The organism is Microbacterium sp. Bi128 (assembly GCF_918698205.1).
Window position 1 is genome coordinate 1 of sequence record NZ_CAKKMM010001044.1, and the last position, 1,816, is coordinate 1,816.

The 1,816-nt window shown below is 66.0% G+C and carries 3 protein-coding genes; 2 read left to right on the top strand and 1 reads right to left on the bottom strand.

Annotated features, from left to right (window positions below):
- Positions 1-344: 344 nt before the first annotated feature.
- A complete protein-coding gene (locus LQV45_RS29570) occupies positions 345-935 on the bottom strand; it encodes a TetR/AcrR family transcriptional regulator (protein ID WP_230010671.1) in 591 nt (196 codons plus the stop codon).
- Between the two features lie 106 nt (positions 936-1,041).
- Between LQV45_RS29570 and LQV45_RS29575 the strand changes: the two genes are divergently transcribed.
- The gene (locus LQV45_RS29575; RefSeq protein ID WP_230010673.1) at positions 1,042-1,506 is read left to right on the top strand and encodes an SRPBCC family protein; all 465 of its coding nucleotides are present in this window, start codon (positions 1,042-1,044) and stop codon (positions 1,504-1,506) included.
- A 159-nt stretch (positions 1,507-1,665) separates the two neighbouring features.
- Positions 1,666-1,816 (top strand): DUF779 domain-containing protein (locus tag LQV45_RS29580; protein ID WP_230010676.1); only part of this gene is annotated, 151 nt, incomplete at its 3' end.

Here is a 1,816-nt window from a genome sequence, read left to right on the forward strand (position 1 = left end):
GGGGCCGACGGGGATGCGGTTCCTGATCCGGTCGCGGATGCTGACGGAGGAGGAAGCTGTGGCGTTCGGGGTGGGGGTGTAGGTAGCGCCGAAGCGATGACCGATGGCCACATGCGTCTCGGTCGCGATCAGGTTTGTGGACGGGCCATGTGTTCTCGACCATCGCCGTGGACCGCGCCCCGGCGGTGCAACGCCGCGAGTGCGGCGGCACCGCCAGTGTCTGCGCCGCTTCCGCTCCCCTCCGGATGACGCATGACCGTCCGAGAAGCTGGTCTGAACGACCGCGGTGAGCGGTAGGCAAAGAGGCTCGCCGATCAGCCGACGGCTCGCGGTGTGCCTTGCCGCTATGAGAGGGAGGAGGGTTCCCCTGCCCCGGTGAGCAGCAGGTCGACAAGACTCTCTGCTTCTCGAGTGTCGAGCTTTCGGCCGCCGAAGATCCCACGCAGTTGCACCGTGCCCGTCAGAACCTGCATCAGCAGATCGAGGGATACAGCGGAACGCACCTCGCCTCGACTCCGGGCCCGCCCGATGATGACCTCGCCCTCCCTGAGCCGGTCGCGCCAGAATGCTTCCCGTGCAGCGGCACCGTCCGCCGTCGACGCTGTCATGGCTACACGGAGCAGCGCCCCACCGATCGGGGATGACAAGAACGAGTCCAGCGAGAGGGTCAACGCGACGAGGTCTCCCCGGAACGACCCGGTATCGGGTTGCGCCACACCACTCGTGGTCTGCTCCTGAGCCGTATCGAGAAGAAGGGCTTCCTTCGTCGTCCAACGACGGTAGATCGACGTTTCATGTACCCCTGCGCGGGCCGCGATAGCTGCGATCGTGACGTGTTCCGCGCCGGTCGCCAACAACTCAGCCGCCGCCGCCTCGAGGACCGCTCTGCGAACGCTCTCGCCTCGTCGTCGGGGCTGCCTTGGATCGGTCGTCATCCCCCCATTGTTGCGCAAGTCGAGTTGCGATACATCTGCCGGCCGGCGTAGCCTCAGCTCATCGCAAGTCCACTTGCGATACTGCCGTCAACGATCGGAGACCGACGTGTCCACGCTTCCCAACTGGCCCCATTCGTTCGAGCCGACTCGCGTGCCGGTCTTCGCGCACAACGAGATCGTCTCCACACGGTCAGCTGAAGACCTCTGGCCGATCCTGCTTCGTGCTGGTCAGTGGCCCGCCTGGTACACCCGCGCATCCCATGTGAAAGGGATTGCGGACGAGGAGGAGCTCTCTCTGGGCACAACTTTCAGCTGGAAGACCCTTGGGGTGCGCGTCACCACCACCGTCACGGAACTTGTCCCCTATCGGGCTCTCGCGTGGAGCGGGGTGGCGACCGGGTCGCGGGGCTACCACCGCTGGGACTTCCGACCCAGCGCCGATGGAGGCTGCACGATCATCACCGAAGAGGTGCAAGCAGGCCCCGTGCCCACCATGCTCGCCACGCGGCTTCGCTCGAACCTCACGACATTTCACCAGGAGTGGCTGGAATCGCTCGTGGCCCGAGTTTGATCCGAGGGTCTGCCCCGAAGGTCTCGACGGCGGCTGCGGGGAGGGTTGGATCCCGGGATCGCAGCATGTGCAGACATGCGTTCCTCCTCGTCCCAGTTTTGGCGGGTTGCCGGGCCCGCAGCCGACAGATTGTGGGACACGAATCGAAAGGAGTGGGACATCACGACCCAGCTCTCGCGCGTGGACGTGACGGATGCCGCGGCCGCGCTGCTGCGCGACCTGACGGCGAAGCACGGCCCGCTGATGTTCCACCAGTCGGGCGGCTGCTGCGACGGCAGCTCCCCCATGTGCTACCCGGTGGGGATGTTCC

Coding starts and splice junctions, on each gene's coding strand:
- LQV45_RS29570 (WP_230010671.1), bottom strand. CDS start 935: ATGACGACCGATCCAAGGCAGCCCCGACGACGAGGCGAGAGCGTTCGC.